Annotated in this window: 20 protein-coding genes; 10 read left to right on the top strand and 10 right to left on the bottom strand. The window is 68.9% G+C overall.

Annotated features, from left to right (window positions below):
• Window positions 1–81 precede the first annotated feature (81 nt).
• The 8 genes from ACQP2X_RS49725 to ACQP2X_RS49760 all read left to right on the top strand — a co-directional run bounded on the left by ACQP2X_RS49725 (window position 82) and on the right by ACQP2X_RS49760 (window position 8,652).
• Window positions 82–951 (top strand): hypothetical protein, encoded by an 870-nt coding sequence (locus tag ACQP2X_RS49725; RefSeq protein ID WP_498693474.1) that lies wholly within the window; start codon window positions 82–84, stop codon window positions 949–951.
• A gap of 36 nt (window positions 952–987) precedes the next feature.
• Entirely contained in the window at window positions 988–2,739 is a 1,752-nt protein-coding gene (gene murJ / locus ACQP2X_RS49730) for a murein biosynthesis integral membrane protein MurJ (protein WP_498701329.1), read from the top strand.
• A gap of 218 nt (window positions 2,740–2,957) precedes the next feature.
• Window positions 2,958–4,484: a protein kinase family protein gene (locus ACQP2X_RS49735; RefSeq protein WP_498693477.1), complete on the top strand. Its 1,527-nt coding sequence runs from the start codon at window positions 2,958–2,960 to the stop codon at window positions 4,482–4,484.
• A 41-nt stretch (window positions 4,485–4,525) separates the two neighbouring features.
• Window positions 4,526–5,161, top strand: a complete 636-nt coding sequence (sigM, locus tag ACQP2X_RS49740; protein ID WP_498693480.1) for an RNA polymerase sigma factor SigM — start codon at window positions 4,526–4,528, stop codon at window positions 5,159–5,161.
• Window positions 5,158–5,982, top strand: coding sequence for an RsmA family anti-sigma factor (locus tag ACQP2X_RS49745; RefSeq protein ID WP_498693481.1), 825 nt, complete (start codon window positions 5,158–5,160; stop codon window positions 5,980–5,982). Before sigM ends, ACQP2X_RS49745 begins: the two co-directional genes overlap by 4 nt.
• A 126-nt stretch (window positions 5,983–6,108) precedes the next feature.
• Complete coding sequence (gene trxB / locus ACQP2X_RS49750; protein ID WP_498693483.1) at window positions 6,109–7,068, top strand: thioredoxin-disulfide reductase; 960 nt, start codon at window positions 6,109–6,111, stop codon at window positions 7,066–7,068.
• Window positions 7,069–7,083: 15 nt separating this feature from the next.
• Complete coding sequence (trxA, locus tag ACQP2X_RS49755) at window positions 7,084–7,407, top strand: thioredoxin (RefSeq protein WP_360247931.1); 324 nt, start codon at window positions 7,084–7,086, stop codon at window positions 7,405–7,407.
• Between the two features lie 96 nt (window positions 7,408–7,503).
• The gene (locus tag ACQP2X_RS49760; protein ID WP_498693485.1) at window positions 7,504–8,652 is read left to right on the top strand and encodes an N-acetylmuramoyl-L-alanine amidase; all 1,149 of its coding nucleotides are present in this window, start codon (window positions 7,504–7,506) and stop codon (window positions 8,650–8,652) included.
• Here the strand turns inward: ACQP2X_RS49760 and ACQP2X_RS49765 are convergent.
• Window positions 8,649–9,317 carry a GNAT family N-acetyltransferase gene (locus ACQP2X_RS49765; protein ID WP_498693487.1) on the bottom strand — a complete coding sequence of 223 codons (669 nt, stop codon included), beginning with the start codon at window positions 9,315–9,317 and terminating at the stop codon, window positions 8,649–8,651. The two genes, ACQP2X_RS49760 and ACQP2X_RS49765, sit on opposite strands and share 4 nt — an antisense overlap.
• 157 nt (window positions 9,318–9,474) lie before the next feature.
• On the opposite strand from ACQP2X_RS49765, the gene ACQP2X_RS49770 reads away from it, so the two are divergent.
• Both ACQP2X_RS49770 and ACQP2X_RS49775 read left to right on the top strand, forming a co-directional pair.
• Window positions 9,475–10,782, top strand: coding sequence for an aminotransferase-like domain-containing protein (locus ACQP2X_RS49770; RefSeq protein WP_498693488.1), 1,308 nt, complete (start codon window positions 9,475–9,477; stop codon window positions 10,780–10,782).
• An 8-nt stretch (window positions 10,783–10,790) separates the two neighbouring features.
• Complete coding sequence (locus tag ACQP2X_RS49775; protein WP_498693489.1) at window positions 10,791–11,753, top strand: D-alanine--D-alanine ligase family protein; 963 nt, start codon at window positions 10,791–10,793, stop codon at window positions 11,751–11,753.
• A gap of 340 nt (window positions 11,754–12,093) precedes the next feature.
• Here the strand turns inward: ACQP2X_RS49775 and ACQP2X_RS49780 are convergent, their stop codons facing one another.
• The 9 genes from ACQP2X_RS49780 to rpmH form a co-directional block, all read right to left on the bottom strand.
• Window positions 12,094–13,020, bottom strand: a complete 927-nt coding sequence (locus ACQP2X_RS49780) for a hypothetical protein (protein WP_498701332.1) — start codon at window positions 13,018–13,020, stop codon at window positions 12,094–12,096.
• Window positions 13,021–17,499: 4,479 nt separating this feature from the next.
• Window positions 17,500–18,525 carry a ParB/RepB/Spo0J family partition protein gene (locus ACQP2X_RS49785; RefSeq protein ID WP_498693490.1) on the bottom strand — a complete coding sequence of 342 codons (1,026 nt, stop codon included), beginning with the start codon at window positions 18,523–18,525 and terminating at the stop codon, window positions 17,500–17,502.
• Complete coding sequence (locus tag ACQP2X_RS49790) at window positions 18,522–19,571, bottom strand: ParA family protein (protein ID WP_498701333.1); 1,050 nt, start codon at window positions 19,569–19,571, stop codon at window positions 18,522–18,524. Before ACQP2X_RS49790 ends, ACQP2X_RS49785 begins: the two co-directional genes overlap by 4 nt.
• A gap of 1,023 nt (window positions 19,572–20,594) precedes the next feature.
• Window positions 20,595–21,296 (bottom strand): 16S rRNA (guanine(527)-N(7))-methyltransferase RsmG, encoded by a 702-nt coding sequence (rsmG, locus tag ACQP2X_RS49795; protein ID WP_498693492.1) that lies wholly within the window; start codon window positions 21,294–21,296, stop codon window positions 20,595–20,597.
• Between the two features lie 392 nt (window positions 21,297–21,688).
• Complete coding sequence (locus ACQP2X_RS49800; RefSeq protein WP_498701335.1) at window positions 21,689–22,267, bottom strand: Jag family protein; 579 nt, start codon at window positions 22,265–22,267, stop codon at window positions 21,689–21,691.
• A 112-nt stretch (window positions 22,268–22,379) separates the two neighbouring features.
• On the bottom strand, window positions 22,380–23,417 hold the full coding sequence (gene yidC / locus ACQP2X_RS49805) for a membrane protein insertase YidC (RefSeq protein ID WP_498693493.1): 1,038 nt from the start codon (window positions 23,415–23,417) through the stop codon (window positions 22,380–22,382).
• Window position 23,418: 1 nt separating this feature from the next.
• The gene (gene yidD, locus ACQP2X_RS49810; RefSeq protein ID WP_097329387.1) at window positions 23,419–23,676 is read right to left on the bottom strand and encodes a membrane protein insertion efficiency factor YidD; all 258 of its coding nucleotides are present in this window, start codon (window positions 23,674–23,676) and stop codon (window positions 23,419–23,421) included.
• Window positions 23,673–24,029 carry a ribonuclease P protein component gene (gene rnpA, locus ACQP2X_RS49815; protein ID WP_498693494.1) on the bottom strand — a complete coding sequence of 119 codons (357 nt, stop codon included), beginning with the start codon at window positions 24,027–24,029 and terminating at the stop codon, window positions 23,673–23,675. The genes yidD and rnpA overlap by 4 nt, the downstream gene beginning before the upstream one ends.
• 39 nt (window positions 24,030–24,068) lie before the next feature.
• Window positions 24,069–24,206, bottom strand: a complete 138-nt coding sequence (gene rpmH / locus ACQP2X_RS49820) for a 50S ribosomal protein L34 (protein ID WP_097329385.1) — start codon at window positions 24,204–24,206, stop codon at window positions 24,069–24,071.
• Window positions 24,207–24,802 lie beyond the last annotated feature (596 nt).

The following is a 24,802-nucleotide window of genomic DNA, read 5'->3' on the forward strand; positions in this document are numbered from 1 at the left end:
TTCAGTCCTGCTTAGGGCGGCGGGTGGGGCGGTCGGATGGCGGGATTAGCAGCGGGGCGTGACAGCGGGCAGGATAGGTCGGTGCCCGTTTCCGAGGCGCTCCGCCGCCTGGCCTTGGACCCCCGGTTCTGGACGGGCGAGAGCGCGACCACCGACGACGCCGACCAGCGCGAACTGCGCGTGACCCTGCCGGTCACCGGCGGTTATGCGCTCGTGCTCGACCTCGACCTCACCACCGGCGAGCGCACGCTGGGCCTGCGCGTTCCCGCTTCCAGCGAGCCCGTTCAGCTCGGCTCGGCCCCGGCCGACGGCCCGTTCCCGGCCGCGCTGCGCTGGCCCGAGCTGGAGCTCTGCGCCCGGGTGATCGCCTGGGAGGACCCCACGATCCCTCATCCGGGCCTGGTGGTGGCCCTGCTGTCACCCTTCGCCCCGGACGACAACCCCACGGCTATCGCGACCCGCCAGGCCGCCTACCGCTCGTTGCAGCGTGAAGTGGCCCCGGTCGTGCCGAACGGTCCCGAGCAGACCCCGCTTCCGCTCTTCGCGAGCGACGACTGGTGGCCGTCCCCGCCGGCCGAGTCGCCCCAGGTCCTCGACGAGGCCACGATCGCCGCCATCACCGAGCCCGACTTCGCTTTCCGCGAGGTCCGCGCTGGGTCGCGCTTTCCGGCGGAGTCACTGGCCGATCTCGTACGCCGGTCCGGCGAGCACCTGCGGCTCGTGCCCCATCAGCAGTGGTACGCCGACACGTGGCAACTCGCCCGGGAGATTCTGGACACGGGTGACCTTCGGCGCATTCCGGCCCTCTTGGCTGCGCTGACCGAGGCCGGCTGCGATCATCCGACGGTCTTGGACGCGCTGAGCGAGCCGCTGGTGCCGGCCGAGGCGTGCTGGATGGTCGAGACGCTCGCCGGCGCCACGCCCGGCGTCCTTCTCGCCCGGCAGCTTTAAGGTACGTACGTGTTGTACGACGGTCGGGAGAAACAGGTGAACAGCGGCCTGTACCGCAGCGCGCACGCGGCGCCGGACGGCGAGCCGGTGCGCCCGGAGGACGGCGTCACGATCATCTCGGTCGAGGAGCAGCTGCCCGGCGCGGCCGCCACCGGTGGTGAGGCGCTGCCCAGTGACGACACGGGCAGCACCGCGTCGAACAGCGCCATGATGGCGATCGGCAGCTTCGTCAGCCGGATCATCGGCTTCGTCCGCAACGCGCTGATCGGCATCACCCTCGGCGCGGGCATCGGCGACGCCTTCACCAGCGCCCAGTTCCTGCCCGGCCAGATCTACGAGTTGCTGCTCGGTGGCATTCTCTCCAGCGTCCTCATCCCGCTGCTGGTGCGCCGCCGCAAGGCCGACCCGGACGGCGGCCTCGAGTTCACCCGCAAGCTGCTCACCTTCGCGATCGTGTCGCTCGGCGTCGCCACCGCGATCGTGGTGGTGGCGGCGCCGCTCATCACCGCGATCCAGTCGAGCAGCGACAACACGGCGGCCTACAAGGATCTGGTCACCAGCTTCGCGTACCTGATCCTGCCGATCATCTTCTTCACCGGTCTGTCCGGCCTGATCGCCGCCGTGCTGAACGTGCGCGGGCACTTCGCGGCCCCGACCTGGGCCCCGATCCTCAACAACATCGTCGTGATCGCCGCCTGTGGCGTCTTCATCGGCGTCTTCGGTACGGCGGACGGCCTGAAGCCGGAGGACATGACGCCCGCGCGGATCGCCGTGATCGGTGGTGGCCTGCTGCTCGGCATGGTGGCCCAGGCCGTCGGCCTGCTCCCGGCGCTGCGCAAGGTCGGCTTCAGCTGGAAATGGCGCTGGGATCCCCGGTCGCTGGGTCTGGGCGAGATCGGCCGGCTGGCCGGCTGGATGCTCTGCTACGTCGCGGCCAACCAGGTCGCCGTCTTCGTCGTGGTCCGCATCCTGAACCAGGTCGCCGGCAAGGGCAGCGCCAGCGTCCTGGCCTTCAACAACGTCTTCCTGCTGCTCACCATGGCCCACGGCATCATCGGCGTCTCGGTGATGACCGCGCTGCTGCCGAAGATGAGCGCGGCCGCCGCCGACGGCCGCCACGCGGAGGTGAGCGCCGACCTGAGCCGGGCCATCCGGCTCGTGGTCACGGCGCTGGCGCCGATCGCGGTCATCTACGGCGTTCTGGGCGCCCCGATCTCGGTCACCCTCTTCCAGGGCGGCGCCTTCCGCAACAGCGACGCGCTGGCCACCGGAACGGTGCTCGTGGTGGCCGCCTTCGCGGTCATCCCGTTCTCGATCAGCCAGCTCTGCACCTACACCTTCTATTCCTTGCAGGGAAACAAGACGGCCGCCCTGATCAACCTGCCCGTCGTCGCGGTCCGCATCGGCGCCTACATCGTGCTGGCGGCGGTCCTGAGCAGCTCGCTGTCGGCGGCCGGCATGACGGCCGGCAACGGCATCTCGTACGCGGTCTCGGCCCTGATCTCGCTCGCCGTCCTCCGGCGCCGGATCGGCCGGCTCAATCTCGGCTCGCTCGCGGCCGGCCTGATGAAGATCGTCGTCGCCGCGGCCATCGCCGCCGGGCTCGGTCTGCTCGTGGTGCACTTCCTGCCCGGCGCCGGCTCGCCGTCGGGCCGGGGCGAGGCGTTGATCCAGCTCGCCGTCGGCGGCGCGGTGATCCTGGTGGCCTATCTCGGTGCGGCAACGATGTTGCGCGTGGCCGAGGTCAATCAGGTCGTCGGCATGGTGCGCCGCAAGATCGGTCGCTGAGTCCGTGCGGTTCTGAGCTGCGGGTTTTCCTCCGAACGGCGCGGACGATCATCTACAAAGCCGGGCATTTCGCGCTGCCGCGCCGGGGGGACGACCTGCCGCGGCATGGCCCCGGGCGGGTATGGTCGGTGTCGGCATGTGCTCTTTCGCACGCCGCTGAACAAGCACAGCCACTCGCACCTAGCACGGTCCCGTGCGTGGAGCACTGAGGAGGACGGGTGACCCAGGTCGGCGAAGGCCATGAGACCGCGGCCGATGCGGACGGGCCGGTCATGACCTTTGGTGCCCCCGCTGCCGGAGAGGTCCTGGCCGAGCGCTACCGCCTCGAGGAGCACGTCAACAACGACAGCGCCGGCCGTCAGGTCTGGCGCGGTATCGACGTCATCCTCCGGCGCCCGGTCGCGGTCGTGCTGCGCTACCCCGGCGGTGACTCCGCCTCCGAGATGTTGCAGGCCGCGGTCGACGCGAGCCGTGTCATACACCCCAGCCTGGTCGGCGTCTACGACGCGATCGACGAGGGCGCCCGGTCCTACGTGGTCCGTGAGTGGGTCGACGGCGAGTCGCTGCGCGAGCTGGTCGCCTCCGAGGGCCCGCTCGACCCGGGCCGCGCCACCACCATCGCCCACGCGATCGCCGACGCGCTGACCGCCGTGCACGCCACCGGCATGGTCCACGGAAACGTGCACCCCGGCACCGTGCTGATCGGCGACGACGGCCGGGTGGTCCTGGCCGACGCCCGCGCCGACTCGGCCGACGACGTCGAGGGCGACGTCCGCGCGGTCGGCGGTGTCCTCTATTTCGCGCTCACCGGCCACTGGCCGCGCACCGAGATCGGCGACTCCACGCTGCCCGACGCGAACCGTGACGCCAGCGGCAACCCGGCCGCGCCCCGCCAGCTCCGCGCCGGCGTCCCGGCCTACCTCGACGATCTGACGATGGATCTGATCGACCGCCGCGTCGCCGCTCCCGAGGCCGACGCGCTCACGGCCGAGCTGGCCCGTCTCGACGCCGCCGAGGACGAATACGAGGATGTCGGCCCCCTGCGCTTCGCGCAGAACACGACGACCGAGCCCACCCGCAGCACCCCCAAGATCTTCCTCGGGGTGGCCGCGCTGGTGGTCATCGCGGTGATCGGCCTGGTCTTCGGCATCCGCGCCATCACCTCGTCGAACGATCCCGACCCGACGACGACCACCCAGGCCGGCGCCGGCACCGCCAACGGCGCGACCGGTGACGAGCAGACGCCGGCGCCCCAGCCCAAGAAGATCGCGCTCACCGGCGACATGGTGCGCATCGTCGATCCGCCGGACGGCGACCGTGAGGACACCGGCCAGGCCAAATACACGGTGGACAACGACCCTGAGACGGCCTGGGAGACCCAGCGGTTCAAGCAGCCGAACTTCGGCACCCGCAAGCCCGGCATGGGCGTCCTGATCAACCTCGGCTCGCCCCGCTCGCTCTCCGAGATCGAGGTCGAGATGTCGCAGCCGGGCGTCACCATGGACATCCGCGCCGGCACGAGCGACCCGGGTGACACGTCCGCGGGCGACGCCAAGATCATGCAGACGTACAAGCGTCTCGGCGACGGCGACACCACGACGGACGGCACGCGTGAGGTCTTCTCGCCGTTCGACCCGAACTCCAAATATCAGTACGTCCTGGTCTTCCTGACCAAGCTGCCCAAGGCCGACGAGGGCGGCGGCTACAAGGTCAGTGTCAACAAGATCGAGGTGTACGGGTACTGAGCGGCTCCCGCCGGCTCGGCCGATCCGGTTAGATTGCTCCCGTGACTTCCGGGGACGGTGCCAGCGACGCCGACCTGCTCCGTGCCCACGTCGAGGGCGACAAGCAGGCGTTCGGTGAGCTCGTGCGCCGTCATCGCGACCGGTTGTGGGCGGTCGCCCTGCGCACCATCGGCGACCGCGAGGAGGCGGCCGACGCGGTGCAGGACGCGCTGCTCTCGGCCCACCGCAACGCGGCCCGGTTCCGCGGCGACTCGGCGGTCACGACCTGGCTGCACCGCATCGTGGTGAACGCCTGCCTCGACCGCATCCGCCGCCGCCAGGCCCACCCGACCGTCCCGCTGCCCGACGGCAACCGCTCCGACGACCGGCCGTCCGGTGTGGAGCCGGCCGCCCCCGCGCAAGATCACGAAACGGCGCTGCTGGTCCGTGAGGCGCTCGCCGCCCTGCCGGTCGACCAGCGTGCGGCCATCGTCCTGGTCGACGTGCAGGGCTACCCCGTGGCCGAGGCGGCCGAGATCCTCGGGGTGGCGGTCGGCACGATCAAGAGCCGATGCGCCCGTGGGCGAGCCAAGATGGCACTGGCGCTGGGAGACGTCGCTCACCCCGGCCCGGGGAACCAGGAGGCGTCCTCTTCCGTCCCATCGGGACCGGCGGCGGATCGGAGGGACCAGAGGTGACCGGGGCGGCGGAGTTCAGCGGGGTCGACATCGACCTGCTGGCGGACTACATCGGCGGGGCCCTCGAGGGCACGCCGGACGAGTCCGTGGTGGCCACCCTGATCGCCGACGACCCGCAGTGGCGGGCGGCGTACGAGACGCTGGGCGGCCGCATGGCCATGGTCGGCGCCGAGCTGGGCCGTCTGGCGCCCGAGCCGATGCCGTCCGACCTGGCCGCCCGGCTGGACGAGGCGTTCAGCGCCCCGCCCCGTCTTGAGGTGGTGCACGACGCCGGCCCCGTGGAGAAAAAGACGAGGCACCGGCGCTGGGTGACCCCGATCGCCATCGCGGCCGGGGTCGTCGCCTTCGTCGGCTTCGGCCTCGACTACATCGCCGGGCGCGAAGACTCGGCCGACCAGGCGAACACCAGCGCGGCCGGCGTGGCCGAGCAGTCGCCGGCCGCCCCGCAGATCCTGAAGACCGGCACCGACTACACCCGGGCCACCCTCGGCACGGAGCCCCCGCAGCCGCTCAACGCGGCCTCCGAGCCCGACGCCACCTTCTCGGCCGACAAGAGCGGCGACCGTGCCGCCGCCACCCTGCCCGAGTTGTCCCGGCTCCTGCCGCCCGAGGTGCTCCAGGAGTGCTTCGACGCGATCCAGCGGGAGAACGCCGGCGGCCCCATCTCGGTCACCTCGGTGGATTACGCCCGCTTCGCCGGTGCCCCGGCCGTCATCGTGCGCTTCACCGCGGCCAATGGCATGTGGGCCTGGGCCAGCGGCGCCGAGTGCGGCACGCCCGCCGGTGACGCCGACACCCTGGACAAAGTCCCGGTACGCTGATCAGCCCCGGGTGAGGTCGGACACGACCGGCGCGCGGGAATGGTGAGTGCCTAGCATGGCGTTCTAGCGTGCAGTGTCGCCGAGCGGGCGTCTCCCGCGGGCGTTGAGCAGACTGAGGAGTCGGCAGTGGACGAGGTCCGTAATCTGATCATCATCGGTTCGGGGCCCTCCGGCTACACCGCGGCGCTCTATGCGGCCCGCGCCAACCTCAAGCCGCTCGTCATCGAGGGTGTGCAGTCCGGTGGCGCGCTCATGACCACCACCGAGGTCGAGAACTTCCCGGGCTTCCGCGACGGCATCATGGGCCCCGAGCTCATGGACAACATGCGCGCCCAGGCCGAGAAGTTCGGCGCCGAGTTCATCACCGACGACGTGACCCGGGTCGAGCTCACCGACAAGCCGACCGAGGCCGGCACCGAGGGCCTCAAGACCGTCTGGGTGGGCGAGAAGGAATACTTCGCCCGCGCTGTCATCCTTTCCACCGGTTCGGCCTGGCGCCCGCTGGGCGTCCCCGGCGAGCAGGAGCTGCTCGGCCACGGTGTCTCGTCCTGTGCGACCTGTGACGGCTTCTTCTTCCGCAACCACAACATCGTGGTGGTCGGCGGCGGCGACTCCGCGATGGAGGAGGCGACCTTCCTCACCCGCTTCGCCGAGACGGTGACGATCGTGCACCGCCGCGACTCGTTCCGGGCCAGTAAGGTCATGCAGCTCCGCGCCCTGAACAACCCGAAGATCAAGGTCGAGTGGAACTCCAAGGTCGAGGAGATCCTCGGCGAGGACGGCAAGGTCAACGGCGTCCGCCTGAAGAACGTCGAGACCGGCGAGACCAAGGTCCTCGACGTCACCGGCGTCTTCGTGGCGATCGGCCACGACCCGCGCAGCGAGCTGTTCAAGGGCCAGGTCGAGCTCGACGACGAGGGCTACGTCAAGGTCGACGCCCCGTCGACGCGCACCAACATCCAGGGCGTCTTCGCGGCCGGCGACCTCGTCGACCACACCTATCGTCAGGCCATCACCGCCTCCGGCACGGGCTGTGCCGCGGCGCTGGACGCCGAGCGCTTCATCGCGTCATTCGTAGAGCTGTAAGACCGGGAGGGTCTAGTGGGAGCAGGTAAGGCGATCAGCGACGCCACTTTCGTGAGCGACGTGCTGCAGTCCGACAAGCCGGTGCTGGTCGACTTCTGGGCGGAGTGGTGCGCGCCCTGCAAGAAGGTCGACCCGCTGCTGAACGAGATCGCCAAGGAGATGGGCGACAAGGTCCAGATCGTCAGCATCAACATCGACGAGAACCCGGAGACCACCCGGGCCTACCGCGTGATGTCGGTGCCGACGCTGACCATCTTCAAGGGCGGCGAGGCCGTGAACTCGGTCACCGGTGCCAAGCCCAAGAGCGCCCTCGTCAACTTCATCGAATCGGCCCTCTGAGTGATTGACCCGTGCCCCGCGTCCCTCGTGGACGCGGGGCACGGGCGTGCCAGGGGTACTCTCCTCTGAGTCGTTCTTCGTACTAGGGAGTCGCGCGTGCGTTCCATCCGGCGTGGAGACAGCGGCCCGGCCGTTGCCGAGATCCGATCGATCCTGGTCGGGCTGGACCTGCTCACCACGGCGTCGGATGTGTTCGACGACGAGATGGACGAGGCGGTGCGGGCCTTCCAGCAGGGCCGTGGCCTCGGCGTCGACGGCCTGGTGGGCGACGAGACCTGGGGCGCGCTCGACGCGGCCCGCTGGCGGCTGGGCGCGCGCACCCTGTTCCACTCGGTGCCCGACGCGCTGGTCGGCGAGGACGTGCGCACCCTTCAGGAGCGGCTGCTCGAGATGGGCTTCGACGCCGGCCGCGCCGACTCCATCTACGGCGCCCGCACGGCCCGCGCGGTGGCCCAGTTCCAGCGTGAGGTGGGTCTCACTCCGGACGGCTCCTGCGGCCCCCAGACCCTCAAGGCGCTGCGCCGGCTCGGCCGCAAGGTCGTCGGCGGCCGCCCCCAGTGGCTGCGCGAGGCCGAGGCGTTCCGCCAGGCCGGCACCAACCTGGTCGGCAAGACCATCGTGATCGACCCCGGCCACGGCGGCGGTGACGACACCGGTGTGGTCGTCCCCGACGGCCCGCTGCGCTGGAGCGAGGCCGACCTCGTCTTCGACCTGGCCGCCCGCCTCGAGGGCCGGCTCGCCGCGGCCGGCATGCGGGTCCACCTCACCCGCGGCCCGCACCCGACCGAGCCGATGAGCGGCGCCGACCGGGCCGCGCTGGCCAACAGCCTCGGCGCCGACCTGCTGATCTCGCTGCACCTCGACGGGCACGACAACGAGGCGGCCGACGGCGTCGCCGCCTATCACTACGGCACGGGCAGCGGCCTGAGCTCGACCGTGGGGGAGCGGCTGGCCAACCTGGTCCAGCGCGAGATCGTCGTGCGGACCGGGATGCGTGACTGCCACATCCACGCCAAGACCTGGGAGCTCCTGCGCCTGACGCGCATGCCGGCCGTGCGGGTCGACCTGGGCTATCTGACGTCGCCGGCCGACCGCGACCGGCTGGTCAACCCGCTGTTCCGCGAGCAGATCGTCGAGGCGATCCTGGCCGCCGTCCAGCGCATGTACTTCCCGGTCGAGCGCGACGTGCCCACCGGCTCGATCGACGTGCGCCAGCTGCGCATGGCGCTGTCGAACAGGGCTTAGTTCTCGACCGTGCGGGTGGCTGTGGCCGGGCGGACCGGCCGCAGCAAGGTCTCGGGGCTCATCGAGCCGAGCAGTTTCTCCAGCGCGTATTCGACGTCGGACTTCCACGACAGCGCGGTGCGCAGCTCGAGCCGCAGCCGCGGGTAGCGCGGGTGTGGGCGTACCGTCTTGAAGCCCACCGAGAGGAAGAAGTCGACCGGAGCGACGCAGCCGGTCTGCTTCTCCTCGTCGGCCTCACCGAACTTCGCGTCGCCGAAGGCCTCGATCGCCTTGACCCCGCGCTTGGTGAGATCACGGGCCACGCCCTGCACGAGCATGCGCCCCAGACCGCCACCGGCGAACGCGGCGACGACGTGTGAGGTCATCAGCAGCGCCGCGTCGGCGCTCACCGGCGAGGTCGGAAAGGCCATCGATCGGGGGACGTACGCCGGTGGGGCGTACATCACAAAACCGGCCGGCATGCCGTCGACGTACGCCAACTTGCCGCAGGAACCCCACTCCAGCAGGGTCTGCGAAACCCACGCTTCCTTCTCGAGCCCGGGATCACCGGAGGCGCACGCACGCTCGGCCGAAACCGGGTCAAGCTCCCAGAAAACGCACTGCCGGCACGGTCTCGGCAGATCCTCGAGCGTGTCCAGAGTGAGGTTGACCAGGCGTCGTGACACAGTCGTCCCCCTTGAACTCCGTACCCCGATGGGGATCCTACGCCGCAATACCCATGAACGGGACCAGTTGGGGCAGCCTGGCCGGTTAACCGAGGGCCCGCTGTGGCGTCCCCGACTACCATCGGAACTCTGTCTCCCAGAGCGAGGTGAGAGCCGCATGACCGGCACAACCCAGGACGACTACACCGATCGCTACGCGCGCCGCGTGCGTGGCATGACCACGTCGGAGATCCGCGCACTGTTCGCCGTGGCCAGTCGTCCCGAGGTGGTGTCGCTCGCCGGCGGCTCGCCGTATATTGCCGCCCTCCCGCTCGACGCGGTCGGCGAGATGCTCAACAACCTCGCCGCCGACCAGGGCGCCACCAGCCTGCAGTACGGCATCGGCCAGGGCACGATCGAGCTGCGCGAGCGCATCTGCGAGGTCATGGCGCTCTCCGGCATCAGCGGCGCGTCCCCCGACGACGTGGTGGTCACCGTCGGCGGCCAGCAGGCGCTCGACCTGCTCGCCCGCCTGTTCCTGGACCCGGGCGACGTGGTCCTCGCCGAGGGGCCGAGCTATGTCGGCGCACTCGGCGTCTTCCAGGCCGCCCAGGCACAGGTGAAGCACGTGCCGATGGACGACGACGGGCTCATCCCGGCCGCCCTCGAGGAGGCGATCGCCGAGATCGAGCGGTCGGGCCGCAAGGCAAAATTCCTGTACACGATCCCGACGTTCCAGAACCCGGGCGGCATGACGCTGACCGACGAGCGGCGCGAGCAGGTGCTCGACATCTGTGAGCGCGCCGGTCTGCTGGTGGTGGAGGACGACCCGTACGGCATGTTGTCCTTCGAGGGCGACGCCCCGCGGCCGTTGCGGGCCCGACGCCGTGAGGGTGTGTTCTACGTGAGCACGTTCTCCAAGACGTTCGCGCCCGGGTTGCGTGTGGGCTGGATCCTGGCGCCTCATGCCGTACGGGAAAAGCTCGTCATGATGAGCGAAGCGAATGTGTTGTGCCCGAGCGCGTTCGCGCAGGGCGCGGTGACGCAATATTTGACGACGATGCCGTGGCGCGAGCAGATCAAGGTCTACCGCGAGATCTACCGCGAGCGCCGCGACGAGATGCTGAGCGCCCTGCGCGACCTGATGCCGGCCGGCACGAGCTGGACCCACCCGACGGGCGGCCTGTTCGTGTGGGCGACCCTGCCCGAGGGCCTCGACTCCAAGGCGATGATGCCGCGGGCGATCGCGGCCCGGGTGGCGTACGTGCCGGGAACGGGCTTCTACGCCGACGGCACGGGCCGGAGCAACATGAGGCTCAACTTCTCGTTCTCGTCGCCCGAGCGCATTCGTGAGGGCATTCGCCGCCTGTCCGGAGTCATGGAGCAGGAGCTGGCGATGCGCGCCGTCTTCGGCCCGGCCGCCGCGCAGACACACCGCCGCCGGGGCACGGCCGCCGCCGACGCCCCCGGCCCCGACTTGGCATGATTCCCTCCATGGTTACGGGTGACGATGTGCGCGTGATGGTTCTGGCCGGCGGCCTCTCCTACGAGAGGGACGTCTCCCTGCGCTCCGGTCGACGAGCGGTCGACGCGCTGCGCGCGGCGGGCATCCAGGCCGAGATGCGCGACGCCGACGTGACGCTGCTGCCGTCCCTCCAGGAGGACCCGCCGGACGCGGTGGTGATCGCCCTGCACGGCGCGACGGGCGAGGACGGAAGCCTGAGAGGCGTCCTCGACCTGTGCGGCATTCCGTACGTGGGCTGCGACGCCCGGGCTTCCCGCCTGGCCTGGGACAAGCCGTCGGCCAAGTCGATGCTCCGCGAGGCCGGCATCGCGACGCCGGACTGGGTGGCGCTGCCACACGACCGTTTCTCGGAGCTGGGAGCGGTGGCGGTCCTCGACCGCATCGTCGACCGCCTGGGCCTGCCCCTGATGGTGAAGCCGGCCCAGGGAGGCTCGGGCCTGGGGGCGGCGGTGGTCCGGGAAGACACGGCCCTGCCGGCGGCGATGGTGGGTTGTTTCGCGTACGACTCGACGGCGCTGGTGGAGAAGTTCGTACCCGGCAAAGACGTGGCGGTGTCCATCATCGATCTGGGTTCGGGCCCCGAGGCCCTCCCCACGGTGGAGATCGTCCCCAGGGACGGGGTGTACGACTATGCGGCCCGCTACACGGCCGGCTTGACGACGTGGCACGCGCCGGCCCGCCTGTCCCCGTCGGTGGCGGCCCAGGTCGCGGAGACGGCGCTGGCGGCCCATAAGGCGCTGGGTCTGAGGGACCTTTCCCGGGTGGATCTGATCGTGCCCGATGACGGAGCGCCTCAGGTGCTGGGCATCAACGTCTCCCCGGGAATGACGGAGACGTCGTTGCTGCCGTTGGCCGTCCAGGCCGCGGGCCAGGATCTGGGCCGCATTCTGTCGACGTTGGTGGAGCGGGCTGTAGCCCGAGCCGCCTCCTAGAGCCCGGGGACGTTGGCCGTCTCTTCCCCCTGCGCTTCCATTCGGAGGCCGCCGTGCTTCCTTCGGGAGGTACCGCCGTGCGTTCCCCCGGGGAGTACCGGCACGTTCCCGCGGTTTCTGACCGTCACCTTTTCCAGGCTTTCAGCGTCGGGTGTTTCCGCGGCTTCCCCCGCGGCTTCTCCCGCCAGCTTCTCGCAGCTTGCTCCTCTGCGACTTCCGCCGGTGCCTTGCCCGGGGCGGGGCGTCCAGGGCGGTCGGAGGTCACTCCGGCGCCTACTCGAGTTCCACCGCGTAGGTCAGACAGAGTGCGCTCGGGTCGCCTGACGACCCGTACATCCCATCAAGAGGTCGAAGGAGTCTGTGCCTGACCCAGGCGAGGGGTTTGAGTGGGGATCATCGGAGGCTGGATCTCGACATCGCCAAGCGTCGCGGGCCGCGTATCAGCGAAGTCATCGGTGGGATCGTCTCCGTTCCCGTCCCAGCTCCCGTCGCCGCGACGCTCCCTACTGCCCTCGCCGCGCTGCTCGCTATTGCCCTCGCCGCCCTGCTCTCTACCGCGCCGCTCCACACTGACCTCGCCGCGCCGCTCCCCATAGCCGTCGCCGCGCCGCTCCCCATAGCCGTCGCTGCGCCGCTCCCCGTCGCCGCGCCGCTCCCCGTCGCCGCGCCACTCCCCATCGCCGCGCCGCTCCCCATCGCCGCGCCACTCCCCATCGCCGCGCCGCTCTCCATCGCCACGCCGCTCCCCATCGCTGTCGACGCGCCGCTCGCCATGGCCGTCGTCGCTCGGCTCGCCGCTCCGCGAATTGCCGCCGTTCAGATCGCCGGTGTCGAGGTCGGCGTCGTCTCGCTCCTCGCCGTTGGGGGCGAGGTTGATCGTGGACGGGGATTCCCACTTGATGTGCGCGGGCTCGGCGATGGCCTTACCACCGAACTCGGCGAGCCAAGCAGCCACGAGGGCCAGGTTTTCGTGCCACTCGTTCTCGGGGATGACGGGCAGGATGTCGTCCCAGAGCGAGAGAAACGTGCCGCGCAGCTGAAGCCGGCCCTGCGGGCGCGCGAGGAACCACATATGCAGGTGAGCGGAGCCATCACCCCATCGGTTGACATGCACACGCGCAACGCCGTCAAGGGAGCGGATAGCACGCTCCAGCCGAACGGTCATGACCCCGAGCTCGGCCGACAGAAGATTCGGCAGATCGCCGAGATCCAGATGCGATCGGCACTCCAGGATCACCACGACCGGGAGCCCCGTGGGACGGTCCATGGCCCGCACGCGCCAACGTTCACTGACCCAGATGTACGCCTCGTCGGGCGTATTGCAGGCGACGCAGTCAGCGGCGTCCTCGCCGGCACGTGGGGGTTCCACCTCAACCGGAGCGGCCAGCGGCTTGACTCGCATGTCGCCCTCAAACGGAAACGACGGCCAGCGGGTGAAGCCGGGCAGAGGGACGGTGTTGTCGGGCACGAGGGAACCTTAGCCGAGGCCAGACCCCCTGTCCCGGGTCAATTTTCGCGACCTTCGAACCACCCCTGACGTAGACCATCGTCACCGTCCGTGGACACCACCCCACAGCAAAAGTTATCCACAGAAGTTATCCACAGGTTCCCCCGTTTCACGTGAAACGCGACGTAGAAGGCCTACACCCCCTGTGGATACTTCGGTGGAGAGCCGCCAGCACATCGGCCGCGTTTCACGTGAAACGGAGCCCCCGGCTTTTCAACAGGAGTTACACACAGGGTGTGGATAACTCCGAAGGAGGGCTGCGAGAGACGCCTCATCCGTGCCACTTTCAGACAGCGGCACCCTTACCGAGGCTCCTGACCTATCGAGGACGGTTACCACCCAGGCCGCCTTTCGAGAGGACCGGCGCCAGCCGCGACATGAGTCAGTTTCGCTTCGCAGCCCGGCTGGCGTGGGCCGATGCGTCCGCTCGGGCGAAACCCCTCGATCTGCAGACGGAACCTGCTCACCGGTCGAGGGGTTTGCTTTCGCGGCAGTCAGTTTGCCGGTCCCGGCATTTTGATGGGCTGGATCGACTCGGCTCATTCCTTACGCCTCCGCTGCGCATGGGCCCACCCCGCCCGCCTTGAACCGACCCGTTCAGGACCGTTCCGGCTTCGCCGTCCTGGGTGGTGAAGTCGGGCGGGGGAGCAGCCTCCTCAGTGCCCTTCGCTTGCGCACCATGCCGGCTGTCGAGCCCGAGCCGATCGGCCGACGCAGCCGCCTCGGCGGAAGGTCCGGGGCAGAAGTAGGTGAGTGGGCCTGTTCGTCCCGGCGCCGTCGGTTCGCGCCAGGTCGGCTCAGAGGCCCTTGGCTGATGCACCAGACTGCACGAAGCGCTACGGATTACCGACGCCTTCGTCAGGTCGAGCCGGGGATAGCCGATGCCTTCGTCGGGTCGAGCCTGGATCGTCGCCTCGGTCTCATCGGCCACAAGCCGGTCCCGACGGCACCCTCCAGCTAGCCCTGATGACGTACTCCGCCGTAAGCCACCGCCTTCGCGTCTGGCAATGAGTCGCAGACCGCCCAAGGAAAGTGACGCCGAGACTGACCCCATCTACCGGTCAGCCTGACCGACTCAATGGCGCCCGTCCTCGCCATCTCGTGGGCTGAGGCATCTCCAGCTTCCCCAGAGCCTGCTTCTGAGCGCTTTCGCCCTCACCCGCAACCTCGACGGCCAGTGCGCCGATGACGTGATCGCCCATCAACGGCCTCGATCAGAAAGCCAGTTGGTGACGGCCCAAGACCCGGGCACGATGCTGGACATCTGGGGACCGCACCTCAGGAGAACACTCAGAAGCTAAATCGGCCGAGCCGTCTCTACCCTCCAGCACGCCTGCTCCTTCAGCAGCGCGGTCCACGCGTAGGCCCCAGACGCCGCCTCGTACGCCATGAACCGAATGCCGCTCCCATCGGGCCGCTACTCGAACCATCGTCGCGTCGTATCCGCCGGCACTCACACGGAGCGCTTGGCTCGTGCCCAGTGCTCAGTCCATTGCCTTTCACCCACCCCGTGCCTGCGCAGCGTCGGCTCAGAGGTTTTGCAGTCCCGAGATCTCATAGTCAACCGAGCCTCCCTTCAGCCCTCCCATGGGATCCAATCCCGCAGAGCTCGGCTCGAGGATCCGCCCTCCACTGCCGGCTGGGCACGACCATCCACTCCACCCTCAGCGGCCGTGATTCAAGAAAGCACCGCGCAATGGGCCAGGGGACCGGACCGACGGGACGGGTGTCGACCGGACCCTCGCCTCGGCCCCCGCACCCCTCTGTCTCAGCCAGGGATGCACCATCACCGAATCCCGCAGTCAACTGCCGTAAGAACATCGGAGAGCCGCTGGCGTCCGCCTGACGCACACGCCGAGCCACACTGACATCCACCGCGCCCCGTCTGTGGCACTAGGGGAGATGCGCGGTCTACGGTCCTCGACGCTCGCCGTTCTGCAAAGGATGGGGGAAGTGAACCCGCCGAGCGCGCCGCCGAGCTCTCTTCGTGCAGCCCGTTGCATCTTTCGCCGGCGCGATGGTGAGCTGTCGGCGCACCGGCGTGCCGCAGTAGTGCCGTCCTACCGGACATCCGGCACCGGCACCGGCACCGCGCCAGAATCTCGTTTCACGTGAAACGGCTCCGGGCTCCGGGCTCCGGGCTCCGGGCTCCGGGCTCCGGGCTCCGGGCTCCGGGCTCCGGGCTCCGGGCTCCGGGCTCCGGGCTCCGGGCTCCGGGCTCCGGGCTCCGGGCTCCGGGCTCCGGGCTCCGGGCTCCGGGCTCCGGGCTCCGGGCTCCGGGCTCCGAAGAAGGGTAAGCCGGCCTCGTTTCACGTGAAACTGACGGCATGGCCGGGCGGCCGGACAACTCTGGATACTCTCCATCATCCCAGCCGGAGAGACGCTCGCTCTCTGCTGGCATGACGCCTTAACGCAGACAGTTGAGTTGCCCGGTCTCCTCGTAGACAGCGCCACATGCGACCGCTCCTCCAGCAGCTCCGTTTCACGTGAAACGGTCACGGCTAGGCCTTAATGCGAGCCAGAGTTGAGAGGCCGGGAACAGCTGGTCGAGCTCCTTGCCCGCGGCCCAGGCCATCAGTGTCGCTTCCGAAAAATCGCCGGCCCTGCTTCCCGCCTGATGCCTCAGCCACCCCCTCGACGCCGCCAACAAGCCCGGCAACATCATCGCGGACTCAATGGTTCGAGAAACGGGGCCCTGTCCCAAAGCGATCGTCGGCAACGCCCAGCCGGGACCCAGCCTCCACGGTCAGAGCGAAGCTACTGCGCCGCTCATATCTGTGCCGCAGCCTCCTACTTCGGCCGCCCTGTGGCCGGCCCCCTCTGACTGGCCGCCCTGGCCGAGCCACTCTGGCCGAAAGCCTTCTGCACTGACCGGACACGCTCTGGCCGGACACACGCTCTGGCCGGACACGCTCTGGCCGGACACGTTGGACTTGCTCTAGCTGGACGCGCTCTTGCCGAATTGGCTGGACCCGCTCTGACCGAACCAACTGATGCCGGCCCCTCTGGGTCTTTCGTCCTGGGTCGGCCTCCGGGACAACCCGCATGGGCCACCAAGCTTTGAGTAGACCCACTGCGCTGTCTTGTACCTCGAAGTGAATGGCAGGCGCCTGGAGATGCCAGCGGTGCGGCAGGCTGGCTGGCTGGCATTCTGTAGCGAACCCCGTCTCCGGCCTCCTTGCCCTTCGCTGACGTCGCCACACACCGACCGATCTAGCCATGAGCATGCTGATCCGCGAAGCCCTGTCGTCGGCACGGCAGACAGGGCTTAGGCGGCGCACGGAGACGGGCAGACGGGCAGTCACACGCCACTCCCGTACCGAGGTGGTCAGTCCTGGCAGGCTGGTGCTCTGGGATCAGATCCTCGGTGCCACCCGAAGCGGGCGCCAGACCTGAACAACTCGGCTCACGGGGTCTGTACTGAAGCAAACGGGCATCGGTGAAGGACGAGCCGCGGCTGAAGCGGTCCGATGATGCTGCCACTGCGGCGCAGCTGCCTTCCCCGCTGCAGACCGTTGTTCCGAGCTGGAACTCGCCTCCCGTCCAATACACCCGGCGGAATGACTCCTGCGCCCCTAGCCCGTCGCGTTTCACGTGAAACCAACGGGCGAAGCGGAACACCAAGAACGGTCGGGGACCGCCAGGGCTTACATCCTGGTCCCCTCCGAGTGACACACCCGTTCGCTGCCGCCGAAGGGAACGCGAAGCCGACAAGCCCCCGGGTCAGATAGCTGGCAGGGTGACGAGATCACACGCGGCTCTCGACAACAGGACTTCATACCGGGTGAGTAGATGGAGCCTCGCCAGCAAAGGCGATCGAAGGGGTGTCCCGCCTAACGACAACGACGAAGGAGGCCAGCCGATCTTGAGCCAACCAAGTTCGGCGGCGTAGTCGGCAAGGACCGGATGGCGTGAGCCGTAAGGCCCCACGGAGGAGCAGCATTTGACATGGCGACGGCCAGGTAAACCCGAGTTCAAACCCTACGTACCTACATAACTACGTTTAGCCTCGCCTAAACGGCGCAAAACGGGCGTCCGAATCGGGCTGAGGCGTGATCGTTGGGCCGGCCGAAATCTCAGGAGAATGGCTCTGACAGAACCGGATTTCGGGCGAAACGAGGACCCTCCTCCGTAACGCATCGGCACGGATCGACGGCTGAGCTGAACGCGAAGGTGATACACAAAAATCGGGGTGCGCGGTCAAGCCCGCACACCCCGACCAAAGTCGAACCCGACGATCTACTCCTCGCCGCCGGCGCCTTCCTCGTCTACGCCGATCATGCCGACGATGCGCTCCAAGTCGTCGACTGTGGCGAACTCGATCGTGATCTTGCCCTTGTTGCGGCCGATGTCGACCTTCACTCGGGTGTCGAAGCGGTCGCTCAATCGGTCCGCCAGATCGTTGAGGGCCGGCGCGTGCACCTTCGGCCGGCGGGTCGGTGCCGCCTTCTTCGTCGGGCCGTCGGCGATCGCCAAGGACACCAGTTCCTCGGTGGCTCGTACGGACAAGCCCTCCGCCACGATCCGCAGCGCCAGCTTCTCCTGGGCCTCGGTGTCGTCCAGGCCCAGCAGAGCCCGCGCATGCCCGGCCGACAGGACCCCGGCGGCCACCCGACGCTGCACGGGGGCCGGCAAGTTCAGCAGGCGGATCGTGTTGGAGATCTGCGGCCGGCTACGGCCGATCCTCTTGGCGAGCTCCTCGTGCGTCGCGCCGAACTCCTCGAGCAGCTGCTGATAGGCGGCCGCCTCTTCGAGCGGGTTCAGGTTGGCCCGATGGATGTTCTCGAGCAGCGCGTCCCGCAGCATCGCATCGTCGCGCGTCTCGCGGACGATCGCCGGAATGGTGTCGCGTCCGATGGCCTGCGCGGCACGCCAACGCCGCTCACCCATCACCAGTTCGTAGCGGCCGTCGCCGAGCTCCCGTACGACGATCGGCTGAAGGAACCCGACCTCCTGGATGGAGGTCTTCAGCTCGTCCAGCGCCTCATCGTCGAAGACGTGCCGCGGCTGCTTCGCGTTGGGCTCGATCGAGCCAACGGGTAGCTCGGTGAACCGGGCACCCGGCACGGGCGCGAGCTCCTCCTCGGGAGAGGCAACGGCCGCAGCGGACTGCGGAGCAACGAACGACGCCGGAGGATCCACAGGCGGCGGCACAGAGGTCGACGGCGGCACGGAGGCCGGCTCAGCAGCCGGGGCCGGGGCCGGTGCCGTCGGAATCAGGGCGCCCAGGCCGCGGCCCAGCCCGCCCCGCGGACGGTTCTTCATGCCGTGCCTCCCGTGTTGACGCCACGCATCGCGATCTCCAGGGCGGCCTCGAAGTAGCTGGTAGCGCCCCTTGATCCCGGATCGTAGGTCATCACGGACTGGCCGTAGCTAGGAGCCTCCGACACGCGCACGTTTCGGGGGATGACGGCGTTCAGCACCTTGCTGCCGAAGTGGTTCCGCACGTCCTGCTCGACCGCGTCGGCCAGCCGGGTCCGGCGGTCGTACATGGTCAGCAGGATGGTGGAGACGTCGAGCGTCGGGTTCAGGTGTTGACGTACGAGATTGATGTTGTTGATCAGCTGGTTGAGTCCCTCCAGGGCGTAGTACTCGCACTGGATCGGGATCAGGACCTCCTGCGCCGCGCAGAGCGCGTTGACCGTCAGCAGGCCCAGCGACGGCGGGCAGTCGATGAAGACGTAGTCGAATTTCTCCGGATGCGCCGCGATGGCCCGAGCCAGCCGCGACTCACGCGCGACCACGGAGACCAACTCGATCTCGGCGCCGGCCAGGTCGATGGTCGCCGGCACGCACCACAGGTTCGGGATGCCTTCGACCGCCTGCGCCACCTCCGACAGCGGCACATTGTCGATCAGACAGTCATAGACGTCGGGCACGCCGGCGTGGTGAGGGACGTTGAGGCCCGTGGAGGCATTGCCCTGAGGGTCGAGGTCGACGACGAGAACACGGTTGCCATGCAACGCCAAGGCCACCGCGAGGTTCACGGTCGTGGTGGTCTTGCCGACGCCACCCTTTTGGTTCGCGACGCAGAGCACCCTCGGGTGGTCCGGGCGCGGCATGGTGATCTCGCCGCTCGGGTTGAGGATCTGCACAGCTCGCAACGCTTCCATGGCTAGTGGGGGATCGTCTTCATCCCGGCTCGGCGTTTCACGTGAAACATGCTCGTCCGGCGCGGCGGGTACGCCCGAGGAAGGGGCAGCCGACACCGGAGAGGATGAAACGGGCGTGGCCGAGACGGGGGCAGCGGATACGGGAACCGGCGAAGACGCGACAGCGGGGGACTCGGACCGCGGGGCCGGCGCCGACACTCGAGGCTCCTCAGACTGCGGCGAGGACGGCTTCCCGTAGATCTGCCCGGGATAACCACCACCAGCACGCGGAGCCGGAACGCCTTCGGAGGTGTTGTATGCGCCACCCTGGCTCATGCCGGACGCACGCTCGCGATCGAGAGATGACTCGGTTTCACGTGAAACACCGTACTCATGCACCGTTTTATCCCTGTTAGTGAGGAACGGGTCGGTCGGCGACACGTGCGTTCCGGCGGCAGAAGACCGGCACACACTATCGACGCCCGGCCAGCCTACGGCCGTCGGGCGAGCCTCGCCACGGCCATCCGTCCGATGAGGCACGTCCCTCTCCTCTTCGGACGCCGCATAGACCATCCTCCCGGGCACGAGCCGCAACGCCGCCCCCGCGTCGTCCTCACCTCGGCGATCAACTACGGCCGAAACTCCGGCAATCTCACTGCCGTCCCGGCCTTCCGGCGCCGCTTGCGCTTCATTTCCCTCCGTACGCAGGGGAGCCCGGCCCAACCGCAAAGCCTCCACACCCACGACCCGAGCATCGGCGCCTACCGCCGCCGAACAGGACCCCGGATCTAGCACCCCCAAAGCGCTCGCAGTCGCGTCTTTCCCACGTGCCCCCAACTCGTCCTCACCCGAGGATTCCGCAGCCGGTGACGACCCGCTCAGACCGCCGACAAGCGCAAAGTCCGTAGGAGACAGAGCAACCCGATCAGTCGGACCGATCGACAAAGAAACCAGAAGCCCCGCGACTGGAAGGCGGGACGCGGGGATCGCCCCATCGTTCCCACGAGCACCAGCGGTCTCGAACGCAGCCTGAAATTCAGCGGCCGGCATTCCAGGAGCGGGAACAGAAGACCGGGATTGAGGTACGGCACCGCGCGGCCCCGCAGGCGGCGGGGGAGCAGACCTGGAGGGTGCCGCCCCCTCCGAGCCGGGAGTGGGCCGGCCACCCCCAGCCGCTCCGGGGGAGAGCTGGTCGGGACGCTTCTCTTTCGCGTTTCGTTTGCGTGCGCCCCGCCTGGACATCTATCCCCTCCGTGGTCTCCCACGCCCGGTGTTGCGGTCCTTCGAGCGGCCGCGTGCCGGGCTTGCCGCCCGAGTGGACGGCTTCGGCCTGGACTGCACGACGACCTCCACGACCGTGGTGGGTGGGTCGATCAGTCCCTCCCCGCACAGATGGATCACCGGGTCGGCGCCGCCCAGGTCGGCCAGCGCCTGCCGGTGCTCCGCGGCCTCCTCGGCGGCCGAGGCGCCCTTGAGCGCCAGCAACCTGCCGCCGACGCGGGCCAGCGGAAGGCACCATCCGGCCAGCCGGTCGAGCGGGGCGACCGCCCGCGCGGTGACGATGTCGGCGCCGGCGGGGGGCCCGTCGACGACATCCTCGGCGCGGCCCCGAACCACCGTGACGGCCGATTCGAGACCCAGTGCGGTCACCGCCTCCGACAGGAACGCGGTGCGTCGTGCCAGCGGCTCGACCAGGGTGATATGCAGGTCCGGCCGGGCCACTGCCAGCACGATACCGGGCAAACCGGCACCAGACCCCACGTCAACCACCGAAGCGCCGATAGGGATGATCTCGGACACCACGGCACAATTCACCAGGTGCCGCTCCCAGATGCGCGGCGCCTCCCGAGGCCCAATGAGCCCTCGTACAACCCCGTCCGTCACCAGCAGCCGCGCATAGGCCTCAGCCAGCCCCAGCCGCTCCCCGAACACCCGAGCCGCCACGTCAGCAATCTCGGCAGGCGGCCCAAAGGACTCCACCGAAGCCGGCACCCCAGCGCCCGAATCCGCCCCCGTGGGGAGCACAGAAGGCGCAGCCGCAGATCCGGACACGGACGGCGCGGGCGCGGCAGACGTCGGCGCGGGTGATGCGGGCGTGGAAGGGGCAGACGTGGGGCGCGCGGGCTCAGACGCGGCGGATGCGGGTGCGGAAGGTGCAGGCGCGGAAGGAGCCGCGGAACGGGCACGGGTGCTTCCCGAAGAGGCACGCTTTCCGGGGAAGGCCAGCGGCCGCCGTGGGCCGCGCCTCGGCGCTGAAGACTCCGGGAACGGAACCGGCCCGGGCGATCCCTCGCCCGGGCCGGCGTCCCCCGCGCTCACGCGTGGGTCAGTCATCGTCAGTCCGCCACACGCACCACGATGCGGCGGTTGGGCTCGACGCCCTCGGACTCGCTCTGCACGCCGGAGATCGCGTTCACCACGTCGTGCACGCACTTGCGCTCGAACGCCGACATCGGCTCCAGGCGTACCGGATCGCCGTGCTCCTTGACCTTCTCCACCGCGTTGCGGGCCACCGCCGCCAGCTCCTTGCGGCGCGACGCCCGATATCCGCCGATGTCGAGCAGCAGGCGGGACGGCGAACCGGTCGCCCGGAAGATCGCCAGCCGGGTCAGTTCCTGGAGCGCCTCGAGCGTGGCGCCTCGCTGGCCGACGAGCGGCTGCAACCGGCCACCCACCACCTCGACCATCGGGCGGCCGGCCGACACGAGCTCGTCGATGTCGCCGTCGTAGTCGAGGATGTCCAACAGCCCCTCGACGTAGTCGGCGGCAATCTCGCTCTGCCGGAACAGGTCGCCGTCGGACGCCACGGTCTCCGAGGTCTTCGTCTCCTCGGGCGCGGCCTCGGTGGCGGGCGAAGCGGAGACTGACGATTCGGGCGTGCTGGTGTCGGTCACGGTCTCATCTCCGTACTCAATCGGGCCGGACCTGCTCGGTCCGCTGCTTCCGCGGCGAGTAATTAGTGGTGCCGCGGGGAGGTCTCAGTAAGGGGAGCGCTCGGACACCGCCAGAACGGTGTCCGAGCCGCGATCATCCCTTGGGTTTGCTCGCCGGTCTGGCGCCCTTCTTCGGATTCACCGGTTTGGCGCCCGGCTTCGGGGCCAGCGCCTTGGTGTCGACCACGGGCGGCTGCGGCTCCGGCTGGTTCTTCTTGCCGAACAGCCCACCGCTGCGGCCGGGCTGCACCGGGCTCTTCGGGGCGGCGCCGCCACCGGCGGGCTTCTTGGCCGGCGGGCCGGACGGGCGCGACGGCGCCGAGGCGTTCTTCTTGGCCATCTGCGGCGGCGGGAACTTGCGCAGCACCCACTGCTGCTGGCCCAGGGTGAACAGGTTGTTCGTGACCCAGTAGATGATCACACCGATGGGGAACAGCGCACCCGAGACGAGCAGCGAGAGCGGGATGCCGTAGAGCATCAGCCGCTGGATCATCTTCTGCTGCGGGTCCTCGGCCCAACCGGTCTTGAGGATCATCTGACGGCTGGTGAGGTACGTCGTCGTCATCATGATCAGCACCAGGATGCCGGCGATGATCTTGACGGTCGTGCCGTTGGCGTCGAGCGCCGCCAGCTCCGACGCGCTGGAGCCGAACTTGGCCGGGAGCGGCGCCGTGAACAGCGACGCGTGAGTCGCGCTCTCGAACTGCTCGACCGTCCAGCCGTACAGCGTCTTGCCCTGGTTGTCGGGGTTGAGGCGCCGAAGGACGTGGAAGAGACCCAGGAAGACCGGAATCTGCAAGAACATCGGAAGGCAGCCCATGAGCGGGTTGGCCTTCTCGGTCTTGTACAGCTCCATCATTTCTTTCTGGAGCGTTTCCCGGTCACCCTTGTGCTTCTCCTGCAGCTCCTTGACCTTGGGCTGCAGCGCCTGCATCGCCCGCTGGCTCTTGATCTGCTTGACGAAGACCGGGAAGAGGATGACGCGGACCGTCACCACCAGGAAGACGATGGCCAGCACCCACGACCAGTTGGTGCCGAGCACCTTCGAGTCCGGGATTCCGATGAAGTCCCAGAGTGCATGCCAGCGCAGGAGGATCCACGAGATGGCGTAGTAGATCCAGTCGAGACTCAATTCAGGCTCCAGTCACATCGGCGGGACGGTGACGGATCGGGTCAGGTACCGGGTCGTACCCACCAGGATGGAAGGGGTGGCAGCGCAGGAGCCGCCAGACCGTCAGCCCCGTCCCGCGCACAGCACCGTGCTTGTGCAGTGCCTCCAAGGAGTACGCACTGCACGAGGGATAGAACCGACAGCGGGCCGGCAGCACCGGACTCACATAACGACGGTACGCGACGACCAGCGCGGTCAGCACACGGGCGAGCACGCTCATCGCGGCCTCCGGGGCCTGCGTGCCGCGGCCAGGGCGCCGTCGAGATCGTCGGCCAGGGTGTCGAAGGAAGCCTCGGCGGACGGGGGCAGAGCCCTCACCACCAGCGTCGATCCACCGGGCAGAGCGTCCAGCCGATGCCGGACCAGATGCCGGAGCCGACGGCGGACCTTGTTACGGACCACCGCGTTGCCGACGGCTTTGGATACGACGAAGCCGGCGCGCGCCGCAGAGGCTTGCACCGGCTCCTCGATAAGCAGATGAACGACAACCGTCCCGCGACCGGCCCGGCGGCCGCCGCGAATCGCGGCGGCGAAGTCGGAGCTACGCCGCAGACGCTGAGTCGCGGCCAGCACGACTACCTGGCCAGTTTCCGGGCCGACAGGCGTGTCGGCTCAGGCCGACAGCTTGTCGCGGCCCTTGCCACGGCGAGCAGCGAGAATGGCACGCCCGGCACGGGTGCGCATGCGCAGCCGGAAGCCGTGGGTCTTGGCACGCCGGCGGTTGTTCGGCTGGTAGGTGCGCTTGCTCACGTCAAAACTCCGTCTTCGTACAACATCCAGGGGGCATCAAAGCTGCAAGACGCCACTTTAGCAGAACGCGGCGGAGCAACCGCTCGACCCTACGCAGGGCGACCGCGCCGGTCAACCATATCCTGGATCGGCACGCCGACCACGAGATCACGGCACCGCGCGGGGGATGGGAGTCTGCGCGCGTTGTGAATCTTTTCCTGCCGTCGGGCGCTTGCTCGCCGATAAGAGAGCCCTACGAGAGTTGATGCTGCGGCGACCTCGCTGTTAGCGTGCCCGTTTGCTGGTCATCAGCGGTGTACGCGTACCACGACGAGTCGGCCAAAACCAGACAAGCAGGTGAATCGTTCGGCACGGTGAGCCTGCGAAACCGCGCCGTTTCAGGCTCCGGGGTCTGCCGACCATCCGGCCGGGGAAGCGACCACCGACAAGTGCACAGGGTTGTGGATAACCTGTGGACAGCCGGTGGCGCCGAGCGTCTTCAGCACGTTAAATGTTGTGCTGGGTTGGGGGAGACGTCGAGTGCCTGGAGGGCAGCGACGAGCGGTAGAGCCGGACAAGGTCCACCGGGGGTCGGTGGCGATGGGGGTGGCGCGGCG

The sequence above is a fragment of the Actinoplanes sp. CA-131856 genome (assembly GCF_050956135.1).
In the GTDB taxonomy this organism is placed as follows: domain Bacteria; phylum Actinomycetota; class Actinomycetes; order Mycobacteriales; family Micromonosporaceae; genus Actinoplanes.